The organism is Oribacterium sp. oral taxon 102, from assembly GCF_013394775.1.
In the GTDB taxonomy this organism is placed as follows: Bacteria; Bacillota; Clostridia; order Lachnospirales; family Lachnospiraceae; genus Oribacterium.
This window is the reverse complement of the sequence record NZ_JABXYT010000001.1, coordinates 262501-276629: the sequence shown is the minus strand read 5'-3', so window position 1 is coordinate 276629 and position 14129 is coordinate 262501. Positions and strand designations below refer to the sequence as shown.

11 protein-coding genes are annotated in these 14129 nt (G+C 52.0%); 5 read left to right on the top strand and 6 right to left on the bottom strand.

Annotation, left to right across the window (positions count from 1 at the left end):
* Positions 1-8: 8 nt before the first annotated feature.
* The 6 genes from mnmE to rpmH all read right to left on the bottom strand — a co-directional run bounded on the left by mnmE (position 9) and on the right by rpmH (position 5215).
* The gene (gene mnmE / locus HW273_RS01195; protein WP_179012364.1) at positions 9-1382 is read right to left on the bottom strand and encodes a tRNA uridine-5-carboxymethylaminomethyl(34) synthesis GTPase MnmE; all 1374 of its coding nucleotides are present in this window, start codon (positions 1380-1382) and stop codon (positions 9-11) included.
* Between the two features lie 150 nt (positions 1383-1532).
* Positions 1533-2666, bottom strand: coding sequence for an RNA-binding cell elongation regulator Jag/EloR (gene jag / locus HW273_RS01190; RefSeq protein ID WP_179009945.1), 1134 nt, complete (start codon positions 2664-2666; stop codon positions 1533-1535).
* A 34-nt stretch (positions 2667-2700) separates the two neighbouring features.
* Complete coding sequence (locus tag HW273_RS01185; protein ID WP_243206714.1) at positions 2701-4017, bottom strand: YidC/Oxa1 family membrane protein insertase; 1317 nt, start codon at positions 4015-4017, stop codon at positions 2701-2703.
* 16 nt (positions 4018-4033) lie between these two features.
* Positions 4034-4249 carry a membrane protein insertion efficiency factor YidD gene (gene yidD / locus HW273_RS01180; RefSeq protein WP_179009941.1) on the bottom strand — a complete coding sequence of 72 codons (216 nt, stop codon included), beginning with the start codon at positions 4247-4249 and terminating at the stop codon, positions 4034-4036.
* A gap of 345 nt (positions 4250-4594) precedes the next feature.
* Positions 4595-4936, bottom strand: coding sequence for a ribonuclease P protein component (rnpA, locus tag HW273_RS01175; protein ID WP_179009939.1), 342 nt, complete (start codon positions 4934-4936; stop codon positions 4595-4597).
* A gap of 135 nt (positions 4937-5071) precedes the next feature.
* On the bottom strand, positions 5072-5215 hold the full coding sequence (rpmH, locus tag HW273_RS01170) for a 50S ribosomal protein L34 (RefSeq protein WP_179009937.1): 144 nt from the start codon (positions 5213-5215) through the stop codon (positions 5072-5074).
* Between the two features lie 419 nt (positions 5216-5634).
* Here rpmH and dnaA point away from each other — a divergent pair, with 419 nt between their 5' ends.
* The 5 genes from dnaA to gyrA all read left to right on the top strand — a co-directional run bounded on the left by dnaA (position 5635) and on the right by gyrA (position 14093).
* A complete protein-coding gene (gene dnaA / locus HW273_RS01165; protein WP_179009935.1) occupies positions 5635-6999 on the top strand; it encodes a chromosomal replication initiator protein DnaA in 1365 nt (454 codons plus the stop codon).
* A 152-nt stretch (positions 7000-7151) separates the two neighbouring features.
* Positions 7152-8273, top strand: a complete 1122-nt coding sequence (gene dnaN, locus HW273_RS01160; protein ID WP_179009933.1) for a DNA polymerase III subunit beta — start codon at positions 7152-7154, stop codon at positions 8271-8273.
* Positions 8274-8276: 3 nt separating this feature from the next.
* Positions 8277-9401, top strand: a complete 1125-nt coding sequence (gene recF, locus HW273_RS01155; protein WP_179009931.1) for a DNA replication/repair protein RecF — start codon at positions 8277-8279, stop codon at positions 9399-9401.
* 135 nt (positions 9402-9536) lie between these two features.
* A complete protein-coding gene (gyrB, locus tag HW273_RS01150) occupies positions 9537-11456 on the top strand; it encodes a DNA topoisomerase (ATP-hydrolyzing) subunit B (protein ID WP_179012363.1) in 1920 nt (639 codons plus the stop codon).
* A 123-nt stretch (positions 11457-11579) separates the two neighbouring features.
* Positions 11580-14093, top strand: coding sequence for a DNA gyrase subunit A (gyrA, locus tag HW273_RS01145; protein ID WP_179009929.1), 2514 nt, complete (start codon positions 11580-11582; stop codon positions 14091-14093).
* Positions 14094-14129 lie beyond the last annotated feature (36 nt).

The following is a 14129-nucleotide window of genomic DNA, read 5'->3' as shown; positions in this document are numbered from 1 at the left end:
CTCACTCCTCACTTTCCCATGCAGAACTTCGAAAAGATTTCATTGACCAGATCCTCGGAAACCTCTTCCCCCAGAATATAGCCCAGCTCCGCATAGGCGCGCATCAGGTCAATCGTATAGAAGTCCTCGGGCAGTCCCAGCTCGATCGAATGCAGAACCTCCCGGAGCGCGTCCCGCGCGTTCATAAGAAGCTGCTTATGCCGGACGTTCGTAATGACCAGCCCGGAGCGGAAGCGGAGCTCCCCATGATAAAACATTTTCCGTATCTGCTCCGAAAGCGCGTCTATCCCGATGCCCTGCTTGGCGGAAATTGAGAGAATCGGGGCGCTCGTTCTCTGCCTTAGCAAATCCTCCCGGATGCACTGCACGAGATCCGATTTGTTAAGCAGCACGAGCGCGCGTCTGTCCCGGATGAAGTCGAGAATCCGCTCATCAGACTCCTCCAGCTCCCGTGAGCCGTCTGCGACATAGATCAGCAGATCCGCGCTCTCAGCGGTCTTCAGAGCGCGTTCCACGCCGATCCGCTCTACCCTGTCCTCCGTTTCCCGTATCCCCGCCGTATCGATGATCCGAAGACTGATCCCCTTCAGCGTAATCTGCTCCTCCAGCGTATCTCTCGTTGTCCCTGCGACATCCGTAACAATCGCCCTTTCCTCTCCGAGGAGCATATTCAGAAGAGAGGATTTGCCTGCATTCGGCTTCCCCAGAATTACCGTCTTGACCCCCTCCCGGATATACCTTCCGTCCTCCGCGCTGTCGAGCAGCGCGGATAGCTCCCGCAGCAGCTCCCGGACATGGTCGGAAAGTGCATCCGAAAAGCCCTCCATGGAGATATGCTCCGGATCGTCCAGTGCAGCTTCAATGAAGGCATCGTCCTCCAGAATCCGCGCACGCAGCTCCCGGATCTTCCCGGAAACCGACCCCCTCAGCTGCTCCGCCGACAGCCGCAGCGCCTCCGAATTCGACGCAGAGATCAGATCCGAAACCGCTTCCGCCTCTGAGAGATCTATTCGTCCGTTAAGAAACGCCCTCTTCGTGAACTCACCGGGCTCCGCCGGTCTCGCTCCGTGCCTGACGGCAAGCTCCAGCACACGCTGCGTCAGCAGTACGCCGCCATGACAGTCAATCTCGACGGTATCCTCTCCGGTAAAGGAACGCGGTGCCCGCATTGTCATGACCAGCACCTCGTCTACCGCCCGTCCCTCGTCATATACGAAGCCGTATTTGATTCTGTGGCTCTCCGCAATCGAAAGCACAGCGCCGTTTTTCTTCCGCAAAAAGCGGGAAGCGATCTCTACCGCATCTTCTCCGCTGATGCGAATGATTCCGATTCCGGACGGCGCGGCGGCGGTTGCAAGTGCGCAAATGGTATCTGAAAGCATAAGCCGCTCCTTTCCCAGCATTGCAGCAGTTCTCCTCATTCTACTCGGAAACAGACATTCCCGCAAGTGCGGCATCTACTATGTATCTGCCTGGAGCGAATGAAAAGAGGCGCGGCTCCATTGGAACCACGCCCCGGCTCAGCTCTTGGCTTATGCCTCCGTATGCTCTGCGTTCTCGGTCTTTTCCTCCGATGTGCTTCCCTCTGTCTGTCTCTCTGCCCATTCCCGATTGCCGTAATCCCGACTGTAGCCCCGGTTTCGGGAAGCTCCGCTGCGACCGCCGTAGGCAGGACGGGAGCCGGCATAACGTCCGCCTCTCTCTGCATTGCTCTTCGCGAAAATCACCACATGGCGGAATGGCTCCTCTCCCTCTGATCTCGTCGTCGCGAAGCGGTCACCCTGCAGCGCAGCATGGATAATCCTTCTCTCGTACGGATTCATCGGCTCCAGAGAAACAGGTTTATGGGATCGCTTCACCTTATAAGCAATATTCTTCGCAAGGTTGCGAAGCGTCTGCTCCCTTCTCTTCCGATAGTCCTCCGTATCGAGCTTGATCCGGATGTACTCCTCCTTATGCTCCCTGTTTACGGCAAGAGAGCAGAGATACTGGAGCGAATCCAGCGTCTGTCCTCTCTTGCCGATCAGGATCCCCATATCCGGTCCCTCAAGGTTAACCAGAAGCTCATTGCTCTCATGGCGGAAGCTGCAGCGCACGCTGACCTCCATTTTCATACCGGCGAGCACAGACCGCAGAAACTGCACTGCTTTCTCAGAAATCTGCTGTGCCTCCTCCTCGGAAACTGGTCGAAGCTCCCGCGCTGTCCTCTCCGCTGTCCGAAACGGCACCGCAGGCTCGATCGGATCATAACCGCCCCTGCTGAACCTTTTCTCCTTCGGGACTCTCTCTCTGTCGAAGCGGCGCTCCCGCTCCGGACAGCGGGGTCTTTCCTCGCGTTCTTTTCTCGGGCTCTCCTCCGATCTGTGAAGAGCAGCTCTCGTCGCAGGCTCCCGCTTCTCCTCTTCCGCCTCGTTAAGCTTCGCCGTCTCTTTTCTTCTCTCCGAACCGGACACGATCTTTTCCGTCTTCTCCGGTTCGATCAGCTTCTCTTCCTCCTCGCGGACAGAGGCTTCCAGAATCCAAGGCTTCGCACCGATGCCGAAAAGTCCATTGCTTCCCTGCACCAGCACATGATAGGAAAGGCGGTCAGATGTGGTATGCAGCTGAATCAACGCCTTGGTAATGGCTTCATCCTTTGTTTTTGCGGAAACTCTGATTTTATCCATTTCATACTCCTTCTTCTTTCACACAAAAGGATTCTCAGTTCTTCTTTTCATTCTTCTCATTATACTTCTGTACCATTCCTGCTTTGCTGGCGAGACTGCCCGGCTTAGCATCCCTGTTATAATATTCCGTAGATTCCTTCGTCTTCGTAGCTTGCTTCGCGATCAGATCCATGCGTTTCTTCTCCTCTGTATCCAGACGATCCTGCATAGAACGAAGCCGATTCTCTACTCCCTTTTCATCCAGCGGTGCAAGCCCTTTCTTCTCCCGCTTCGCATTGGCTCTCGCCATCGCTTCCTGCAGGATCTCCTCATCGCTCTTCTTTCCGAAATACCAGTTCATCAGGAGCTGCTGAAGAATCATAAATACCGCAGAGGCGATCCAATACAGTCCGATACCGGAAGCGAAGGAAAAACAGAACCATACCGACATCAGCGGCATCATGATATTCATGCTCTGCATCATCTGTGCAGACTGCTCGCCGCCCTGTGACATCGCACTGTTCTGCTTCTGCATCAGCACGGTGGAGAGCCATTGAGTCAGTCCCGCCAGAATCGGAATCAGCCAATAGCGATTCGGTACGAAGCCATATGCGGACGGCGCGGTTGAAAGGTTCCAGCCAAGGAAATTGTTGATTTTCGCGGACTCCATTGCCGCAGTCTGAATCACCTGAGAAGCATCCGGAAATACCTCGGAGAGCTTCGTCCACTGCACCGGATTCAGTTTGTAAAGAAAGTCAATAATAAAATTGCCCTGCGCCGACAGATCATAGTCCTCTACCCCGAGGTTGTGAAGCTGCTTCAGCACGGTACTAAGTCCATTCTCCCCGCCGAACTGGATCAACCGGTTCAGAACATCATCGGATACCCCGATGTGGTTTACGACATTCTCATAGACCGTCTTTACCGAAGGAACATACGCCGGGATATTCATAATGATCCGATACAGCGCGAAAATAATCGGCATCTGCAGGAGCAGGGGAAGACAGCCCGCAGTCATAGAGGTTCCGTATTTCTCATACAGCGCTTTCATTTCCGCCTGCTGTGCCATCATAGACGCATTGTCGGTTTTATTCTTGTATTTTTCCTGAATCGCTTTCAGCTCCGGCTGCATCAGCTGCATCATTCTGGATGACTTCTGCTGCCGGATCGAGGTCGGAAAAATGATGATTCGCGTAACCAGAGTGAATAAAATGATTGCCAGTCCGATATTTGGAATGCCTACCTTATCCAGGAGAAGGTAAATCGCATTCATGACATAGCCCAAAAAGCTTACGATAAGATTCCAAATCGGTCCGAACACCGGAATGTTGGATGTGTTCTTCGTAAGCACGACAAAAGATAAATAATTCAAGTTCTGCCCTCCGTCCTTAGGGAACAGGATCATATCCGCCTTTGGAGAATGGATTGCAGCGAAGCAGCCTCCATCCTGCCAGCAATGTTCCTTTTACACAGCCGTACTTTTTGATTGCCTCAATGGCGTATTGAGAACAGGTCGGCGTGTATTTACAGTGTGCGAAGCCCTTCATCGGAGACAAAAATCTCTGGTATAGCCGGATAAAAACAATCAATGCCTTCGATACCATAGCCCCTCCGATTCTGCCCTTCGGGCAGGATTCCACGCTAGGTTCACTTCGGTCTTGTAGCCCTCAGCGAATCCGGCTCCGCCGGACACGGACTTTGTCCGTGCCATATCACTCCGGACTCAGCCTCGTCCGGAAGACTTCGGCTGACCTCCCTTTTAGGCGGCAATCGCATGCAATTGCTTTAAACCGCTCTAAGCTCTTCGCCAGAGGGGCAGCACAGTCCTTCGAACTGCGCTCAACCGCGCGGCTCCCCCGATCTCCGGTCGGGGGCTGTTTCGGGAGGCACTTCTCTTCGAGAAGTGGTCATGTCCGCTCCGAGTCTGCCATCAGGCAAACTCGAAGCTCTCAATTCAATAATATGATATGATGCCTGCCGCATAGCTCGAGATACGCTTTCTCGAGATCCTGATAGCTTGCCGTCTCCGCGTTCCTGCGGACGACGACGATGATGTCTGCCCCTGTCGCCAGCCTTTCTCTGTTCAAGCGGAATATTTCCCGGAGTCTTCGTGTTACCGTATGCCGCACGACCGAATTTCCGATCTTCTTCGAACACGAAACCCCGATACGGCTTCCCTCTCCGTCCCGTTTCTTCACATACATCACGAGCAGCCGGTTCGCATAAGATCTCGCCTCGTGATAAATATTCTGAAATTCTCTGTTCTTCTTAATAGAGGGGAACCTTCTCATCTCAATCTTCTCTCTGCCTCAGGCAGTCCGCTTCTCTGCGCAGCACAGCTGTACTGCGCCTTCTTCCCGAAAAAGTCCGGATGTAAACAAAAGACCGCTTTTAAAGCGGCCTCGTCTCTCGTATATTTACTGAACTTATACGGCAAGCTTCGCTCTGCCCTTCGCTCTTCTGGCAGCGAGAACCTTTCTTCCGCCTGCTGTAGCCATCCTGGCTCTGAAGCCATGAACCTTCGCTCTCTGTCTGGTCTTAGGCTGGAACGTCATTTTTCCCTTATGCATGAACCGACACCTCCCTTTCCTCGAATTATGTTTTTTCAGGACTCTATTCGATATCCTATCTTTTCATAGAAATCCCGAACGCGACCTAATTTTGGGTAAACATCGGAACATATTATATATAAGGATATCAGAAACGTCAATCCATTTTTATACACAAGTTTCTCCACATATCCACAGTATAAATTTCTGTCCACATTTTGTGGATTGATTGTGGATAAGTGAATAATTTAATCTTATTGATCCACGTTTTTCTGCCATTTGTCTCTTTTTCTGTGGAGAACTATCCACAGGCTGCTGTCTTCATATTGCTATTTTATCCACAATCATGTAAAATACCCTACAAGGCGTAAAGGCTTTCTTTTCATTTAAAGGGCTTTTACCGCATAATCCGACAGGACTATCTATCTTGGAGTACCCCTATGACAGAATTTGAAATCATAAACAGCAAATGGACCGAGATTCTGAGTCATATGAAGGAAGAAAACAGCATCATGGACGTTTCCTTCAATACCTGGCTCCTTCCCATGGAGCCCTTCGATCTGATCGACCATGAGCTGATCATTGTGATCCCGGAAACCGGCTATATCAAGCTAATCGAAAAGAAATATATGATCTTCCTGATGGCAAGCATAGAGGAGGTTACCGGCATTCCCGTGAAAATTCGCTTCCTATTAGAAGAGGATGCCCAAAAGCTTCACGAGAAGCAGCTTAAGAAGAAGCCCTCCGGCAATGACTTCCTGCAGGCGCTGCTGGATGCAAATCTGAATCCCCGCTATACCTTCGATACCTTCGTTGTCGGCTCCTCCAATAATCTCGCCCATGCGGCGAGCCTTGCTGTCGCGGAATCTCCGGGAGACATCTACAATCCGCTCTATATTTACGGCGGCGCCGGACTCGGCAAGACGCATCTGATGCATTCGATCGCACAGTTCATCCTGAAAAATAACCCGGCAGCGAAGATCCGTTACGTGACTTCAGAAACCTTCATCAATGAATTTGTCGATTCCATTCGAAATAAAAACAACCTTTCCCCTGCGGAATTCCGGCGGAAGTATCGGGAGCTGGATGTGCTCCTGATCGACGATATCCAGTTCATCATCGGTAAGGAAGGAACACAGGAGGAGTTCTTCCATACCTTTAATACGCTCTATGAGAGCAAAAAACAGATCATCATCGCCTCTGATAAGCCGCCGCGGGATATCGACAATCTGGAGGACAGGCTTCGTTCCCGCTTCGAGGTCGGACTCACCGTTGATATACAGATGCCGGACTATGAGACCAGAAAGGCAATTCTCCGCAAAAAAGAGGAGCTGGAAAACTACAATATCGATGATGAGGTCATCACCTATATCGCAACCAATATTAAATCCAATGTCCGGGAGCTTGAGGGCGCGCTGACCAAGATCGTCGCCATGTCCCGTCTGGAAAAGAAGAACATTACGCTGGATCTCGCAGAGAAGCTGCTCCGCGACCACATCACGCCGGACGGGCCAAAAGAGGTCACGCCGCAGCTCATCATAGAAACTGTCGCCGAGCATTTCAGCCTGACTACCATTGAACTCGCTTCGCAGCGAAAAAATAAGGAAATCGTATTTCCCCGACAGATCGCAATGTTTCTCTGCCGTGAGCTGACAGATGCTCCGCTGAAAACGGTCGGCGACCTGCTGGGTGGAAGAGATCATACTACGATCATGCACGGACACGATAAGATATCCACAGAGTTGTCCACAAATACACAGTTGCAATCCACAGTTGAGACTTTAAAGAAAAAAATATCTCCCTGAATGGATCTTATCCACACACAGAGGGAGATGTTTTCTACAGACTTATCCCTGTGGATAACCTCTGCTATTCTGCGGCTTTTTGCCGCTTTTTCACTTATCCACAGCCCCTATTACTATTACTGAAAGATAATAAAAAAGAAGAAAGGCAAGCCATGAAACTGAAATTCCAGAAAAATGACCTCGTATCCGCTATCAATATCGTAATGAAGGCAGTTCCTGCAAAATCAACCATGCCTGTCATGGAATGTATCCTGCTGGACGCTTCACGGGAGCAGATCCGTCTGGTGGGAAATGACACGGAATTCGGAATCGAAACGATATGCAAGGGAGAGATTCTCGAAGCGGGCAAGGTCGCGCTGGATGCGAAGCTTTTTTCCGAAATTGTCCGCAGACTTCCGCAGAGTGAGGAGCTGTCCCTTGATATAGAGACGGATGAGAGGAATGTGACAGTAATCCGCTGCGAAAACTCTGTTTTCAAAATCTCCGGCAAGGACGGTAATGAATTTACCATGCTGCCGAATATTGATCGAAATCAATCGGTTTCCCTGTCACAGTTTACGCTGAAAACTATCATTAACCAGACAATATTCTCGATCGCCGCGAATGATTCGAATAAGAAAATGACCGGAGAGCTCTTCGAGGTTTCAGAGGATACCCTGATTGTGACCTCTCTGGACGGACATCGGATCTCCATCCGGAGGACGAAGCTGAATGATCACTATGAGAAGCAGAAGGCGATTGTCCCCGGAAAGGCGCTGAATGAGATTTCGAAGATCCTGACCGGCGGTGTCTATGACGAAGTTGTGCTGTATTTTTCCCGAAATCATATCCTTTTTGCATTCAATGATACCGTTGTGGTTTCCCGTTTAATTGACGGAGAATATTTCCATGTGGCGCAGATGCTTTCTGAGGACTATGAAACGAAGGTGCAGGTAAATCGAAAGCAGCTCATGGATTCCATCGAGCGTTCGACCATTTTTGTCCGTGATAACGATAAGCAGCCTCTGGTTTTCAAGATCGAGGATGGTGTGCTCGGTCTTAGGATCAGTACAGATCTCGGACGGATGGATGCGGAGCTTCCGATCCGGAAAACCGGAAAAGATCTGATGATAGGCTTCAATCCGAGATTTCTCGTGGATGCGCTCCGAAATATAGAGGAGGAGGAGGTTTCCCTTTATATGTCTATTCCACGCTCGCCGTTGTTTATTCGGGACGATAAGGGAAGCTATAATTATATGATCCTGCCGGTCAATTTCAATGCGGACGCGATCTGATCCATGATTATCGAGGCCATTGAACTACAGGACTACCGCAATTATGACTCGCTTTCTCTCCGCCTGAATCCCGGTACGAATATTTTCTACGGGGACAATGCGCAGGGAAAGACGAATCTGCTGGAAGCGGTTTTCATGGCATCGACCTCGAAATCCTATCGGATGAGCCGGGATCGGGACCTGATCCGCTTCGGTGCGGAAGAAGCGCATATCAAGATGACAGTCCGAAAACGCGGCGTACCGTATCGTATCGATCTGCATCTCAAGAAAAATAAGACGAAGGGCATCGCTATTGATGAGGTTCCGATCAGGAAAGCGTCCGAGCTCTTCGGCATCGCCAATGTGGTCTGCTTTTCTCCGGAGGATCTGAGTCTTATCAAGGATGGGCCGGCGATGCGGCGGCGTTTTCTGGATCTGGAGCTTTGTCAGCTGGACAGACTCTACCTTCATGATCTGACATGCTACAATCGGGTTCTGAATCAGAGAAACAGGCTGCTTCGGGATATCCTGTACAAGCCTTCTCTTCAGGATACGCTGTCAGCATGGGACAAGGAGCTGACAGATTACGGAGGCAGGATTATCGAAGCGCGGGCGCGTTTTATCGAGCGGCTCGGACGGAGGACGGCGGAGCTTCATTCCAGCCTGAGCGGCGGACGGGAGCGTCTGATCCTGTCCTATGAACAGAGCGTTTCCGCTGCGGAGTTCGGGGAAAAGCTCACGGCGATCCGCGCTGCGGAGCTCAGACAGCATATTTCCCTGCTCGGTCCCCACCGGGACGACATTCGCTTCATGATCAATGAGAGGGATATCCGGAAGTTCGGCTCGCAGGGACAGCAAAGAACGGCGGCGCTGTCTCTGAAGCTCTCGGAGATCGAGCTGGTCAGGGAGCTTCTGGATGACAGTCCGATTTTGCTTCTGGATGATGTACTTTCGGAGCTTGACAGTAAGCGGCAGAACTATCTTCTGAAAACCCTGCGGGATACCCAAAATATCATCACCTGTACCGGTCTGGACGACTTCATAGAGAATCGTTTTCATATTGACGCGCTGTTCCGGGTAGAGGAGGGCAGGGTAGAAATGGGAATGGAAACCATGCCGCAGAAAACGGGACAGAGCCGCAAAACTTGAACTCATTTTGAAAAAAAGTGTATAATAAACAACCAGACCGGATTACGGTGAAGGCAGCTGAACAGAGATCTAGGAGGAAACAGAGTGGCAATCGAAATGAACGAGAATGAGGATCTGCAGCGTGAAAGGGAGCTGATGAAGGGCTCTGAAAATTATGACGCAGATCAGATTCAGATATTGGAGGGACTGGAAGCAGTCCGGAAGAGACCTGGAATGTACATCGGTTCCACCTCCGTGAGAGGACTGCATCATCTGGTCTATGAGATCGTAGACAATTCCGTAGACGAAGCGCTGGCAGGCTTCTGCAGCTCCATTACCGTCAGCATCAATCCGGACAATTCCATCACAGTGGAGGATGACGGCAGAGGGATCCCTGTGGATATCCAGAAGAAGGCAGGGAAGCCGGCGCTGGAGGTTGTATTCACCGTGCTGCATGCCGGCGGTAAATTCGGCGGCTCGGGCTATAAGGTTTCCGGCGGGCTGCACGGCGTAGGCGCTTCTGTCGTGAATGCGCTCTCACAGTGGCTTCGGGTTTCTGTCTTCAAGAACGGCAAGGAGTACCGGATGGGCTTCGAGAAGGGGAAGGTCACCGAGCCGATGCAGATCATTGGGGATTGTGATCCGGAGAAGCATGGTACGAGGGTACAGTTCCTGCCGGATCCGGAGATCTTCGAGGAGACGGTCTATGATTTCGAAATCCTGCGCATCCGCCTGAGAGAGACGGCATTCCTGACGAAGGGGCTTCGGATTTTGCTGCGGGATACCCGGGAAGGGCAGGAGAAGGAAAAGACCTTTCACTATGAGGGCGGCATCAAGGAATTTGTCAGCTATTTAAACCGCGGCAAGGAGTCGCTGTATCCGGATGTGATCTACTGTGAGGGAGAGCGGGAGAAGATCTTCGTGGAGGTCGCCCTGCAGCATAATGATTCCTATACGGAGAATATCTATACTTTCGTGAACAATATCAATACCCCGGAGGGGGGAACGCACCTGACCGGCTTCAAGAACGCACTGACCAAGACCTTCAATGACTATGCGAGGCAGCATAAGCTGCTGAAGGATTCGGAGCCGAATCTCTCCGGAGAGGATATCCGGGAGGGACTGACCTGCATTATCTCGGTCAAGATCGAGGATCCGCAGTTTGAAGGGCAGACGAAGCAGAAGCTCGGTACCTCCGAGGCACTGACAGCAGTGAATGGCATTGTTTCCGAGCAGCTGACCTATTTTCTGGAGCAGAATCCGTCCATCGCGAAGGTCATGTGCGAGAAGTCGATTCTCGCGCAGCGTGCCCGTGCGGCGGCACGGCGTGCGAGGGATCTGACGAGGAGAAAGTCCGCGCTTGAGGGGGTCGGACTGCCGGGCAAGCTTGTGGACTGCAATAATCGTGATCCGGAGAAATGCGAGATCTTCATCGTAGAGGGAGATTCTGCGCTGGGGCCGGCGAAAACAGGCCGCAATGTCGATACGCAGGCGGTGCTGCCGCTTCGCGGAAAGGTTCTGAATGTGCAGAAGGCGCGTCTGGATCGAATTTATGCCAATGAGGAAATCAAAGGTATGATCACTGCCTTCGGTACGGGCATCAACGAGGACTTCGACATCTCGAAGCTGCGCTATCATAAGATTATCATTATGACTGATGCGGATGTAGACGGCGCGCATATTTCGACGCTGATGCTGACTTTTATCTATAATTTCATGCCGGAGCTGATCCGGCAGGGACATGTCTACCTCGCGCAGCCGCCGCTGTTCAATATCAAAAAGGGGAATAAGCATTTTTATGCTTATTCCGATGAGGAATATCAGAATATCCTCAGGGAGATCGGCACGGAGGGGGCGGACGTATCCCGCTTCAAGGGACTCGGGGAAATGGATGTGGAGGAGCTTTCTGAAACGACGATGGATCCGGAGACCCGGACACTGCTCCGCGTCAATATGACGGAGGACGATCGGACGGAGCTGGATCTGACGTTCACGACGCTGATGGGAGATCAAGTAGAGCCGCGGCGGGAATTTATCGAGCAGAACGCGAAATATGTGACAAATCTGGATGTTTGATTCTGCAAAAATACAGAGTCCTGTGAGATTGTCTTTTGAAATACATGCCAGTGGTGCGTAATTCATGAATAATTAGTGCTTCCTCAAAGCATGGGAAGCAGTGCAGCGACAGGAGGGGCAGCTTTGGAGCCGAATATTTTTGACAAGGTACAGGACGTTGATCTGAAAAAGACAATGGAAAACTCTTATATTGACTATGCCATGAGCGTAATCGTGTCGAGAGCGATTCCGGATGTCCGCGACGGACTGAAGCCGGTGCAGAGAAGGGTGCTGTATGCCCTCCAGTCTCTGGGGGTCACGCCGGATAAAAAGACGAAGAAGTGCGCGACGATTGTAGGGGAAACTATGGGTAAGTATCACCCGCACGGCGATTCCTCCATCTACGGCGCACTCGTCTATATGGGACAGCCGTGGTCTATGCGGCATGTCCTCATTGACAAGCAGGGAAATTTCGGCTCCGATGACGGAGACGGGCCGGCGGCGATGCGGTATACGGAGGCGAAGATGTCCCGGCTCGCAGCAGAGATGCTTTCCGGCATCAACAAGGATACCGTCGACTTTATTCCGAACTTTTCAAATGAGTATGACGAGCCGACCGTGCTGCCGGCGCGTTTTCCGAATCTGCTCGTGAACGGCGCGACCGGAATCGCCGTCGGCATGGCGACGAATATCCCGCCGCATAATCTCCGGGAGGTGGTCGCTGCGGTGGATCTGCTGATTGAGGATCGGATCGCGGGGAGGCAGACAGAGATCACGGAGCTGCTTCGGGTCGTAAAGGGACCGGATTTCCCGACGGGTGCGCAAATTCTCGGTAGGAAGGGTATAGAGGAGGCGTACCGGAGCGGCAGGGGCAAGATCAAGATGCGGGCGGTCTGCGAGATCGAGCCGATGAATAACGGTAAGCACCGCATTGTCGTGAAGGAGCTGCCGTACCTCGTTTGCCGCTCCCGTGTAATCGAGAAGATCGCGGATCTTGTCAAAGACAAAAAGATCGACGGCATTACCTACATCAATGACGCGGCAGGCAAGGGATCGGATGCGAAGATTAACATCGAGCTTCGGAAGGATGCCAATCCGAATGTGATCCTGAACCAGCTTTATAAGCATACCCAGCTGCAGGATACCTTCGGCGTCATCATGCTCTGTATCGTGAACGGAGAGCCGCGCATCCTGAATCTGCAGCAGATGCTGGAGGAATTTCTGAAGCATCAGGTCAATGTCGTCACGCGCCGAACCCGCTATGACCTGAACAAGTGTCAGGAGAGAGCGCATATTCTGGAGGGACTGCTGAAGGCACTGGATCATATCGATGAGATTGTCCGGATTATCCGTGCGGCGGAGAATGTCGAGAGCGCGAAGCAGAGCCTGATCGAGCGCTTCGGCTTCAGCGATGCGCAGGCGCAGGCGATCGTGGATATGCGTCTTCGTGCCCTGACCGGACTGGAAAGAGGCAGACTGCAGGCGGAGTATGAGGAGCTGGAGAGGCGAATCGCCTACTATCAGGAGATTTTGGGAGATTCAAACAAGCTGCTCGGCGTGATTCGGGAGGAGCTGGATACTGTCGCCGAGAAATACGGCAGCGATCGCATGACGCAGTTTGGCTATGATGATTCTCTCGATGACGAGGATCTGATCGCGGACGATGATATCGTGATTGCCGGGACGAGAAAGGGCTATATTAAGCGGATGTCACCGGAGAACTTCCGTGCACAGAACCGCGGCGGCAAGGGCATCAAGGGGATGCAGACGATAGAGGACGACTATATCGAGGATCTCTTCATGACGACAAATCATCATTACGTCATGTTCTTCACCAATATGGGACGCTGCTTCCGGATCAAGGGCTACGAGATTCCGGAGGCATCTCGGACGGCAAGAGGCACCGCGCTGGTAAATCTCCTGCAATTGCAGCCGGAGGAGAAGGTGAACGCCTCCTTCTGTCTCCGCGACTATGACAGTGAACAGTATCTCCTGTTGACCACACGGAGCGGTATGGTAAAGAAAACGCCGATTTCCCAGTACTCGAATGTCCGGAAGAACGGACTGATTGCGATTTCTCTGAAGGAGGGGGATCAGCTGATCGAGGCGAAGCTCGTGGATAAGGGAGAGGATATTATGCTGGTTACCCGCCGCGGCATGGCGATTCGTTTCAATGAGTCCGATATTCGTGTGACCGGGCGTTCCTCTATGGGCGTCGGCGGGATTCGTCTCTCCGAGGGAGATGAGGTTATCGGGATGCAGAAGCTCTCTCAGGGGCAGAATGCACTCGTCATCTCCGAGAGAGGCTATGGTAAGCTCACAAATGTCGAGGAATTTAAGCGGCAGAACCGAAACGGAAAGGGGCTGATCTGCTATCGGATCACAGAAAAGACAGGAGAGCTTGTCGGCTTCAAGCTCTGCGATCAGGATAGAGAAATCATGCTGATTACCACAGAGGGCGTTATTATTCGGATGCGTCTTTCTGATGTACGTCCGATCGGCAGAAATGCCTCCGGCGTGAAGTTCATGGATATCGACCGGGAGGGAGAAACCGTGATTGCTTCTATAGCGAAGGTGAGGGAGAGCTCTGTCGATACGGAAGAGGAAGAGACTGTGGAGAGTGAGTCTTCAGGGCTTTCACCGGTGGATGAGGGCTGAGAGAAGTTTTGAAAACGGCTTGACAATAATGGCGTA